The following is a 414-nucleotide window of genomic DNA, read 5'->3' as shown; positions in this document are numbered from 1 at the left end:
CAGTATGCGTTGATTTGTGTGTTTAAGGTGCTGTGCGGTGACTTCGTATTACGTTGCTCACTACTTAGCTTAGCGTTAGTTTGCAAAGGGCAGAAAAGCGTTTGTGGTCTAAAAGCTTTGTTCTGCGTTCTAGCTATTCACCTGTTCGTTTTCCAATTTCACGAACTTTCCGGTGGCACTATGTTGGAAGCGTTTGCGGTGAGTTAGTCACTTACTGGCTCTAACATTGTTACTAGTTCTTTGATGCGTTTTCTTTGTCTTGGCGGCTCATTCGCTAACAAATAGCTTAGTCACATTTGGTTGTCAGGTTAGTCGAACGAATCCTTTGCCAGTTAAAGCGCTTTAAACCGTGGCCATTTGTCGTATGTCGCTTCTTAGCCAAGTGCGTTTTGTTGGTTGTATTTAAATTCTGAG

Annotated in this window: 1 protein-coding gene; it reads left to right on the top strand. The window is 42.8% G+C overall.

Annotated elements, in window-relative coordinates:
* Window positions 1-207, top strand: a 207-nt coding sequence (locus tag OCT63_RS21450) for a hypothetical protein (RefSeq protein ID WP_269984598.1), incomplete at its 5' end; no start/stop codon positions are given.
* Window positions 208-414 lie beyond the last annotated feature (207 nt).

Source organism: Vibrio sp. RW, from assembly GCF_027587105.1.
GTDB classification, from domain to species: Bacteria; Pseudomonadota; Gammaproteobacteria; order Enterobacterales; family Vibrionaceae; genus Vibrio; species Vibrio toranzoniae.
The sequence above is the reverse complement of the archived record's forward strand: the minus strand, read 5'-3'. Positions and strand labels throughout refer to the sequence as shown.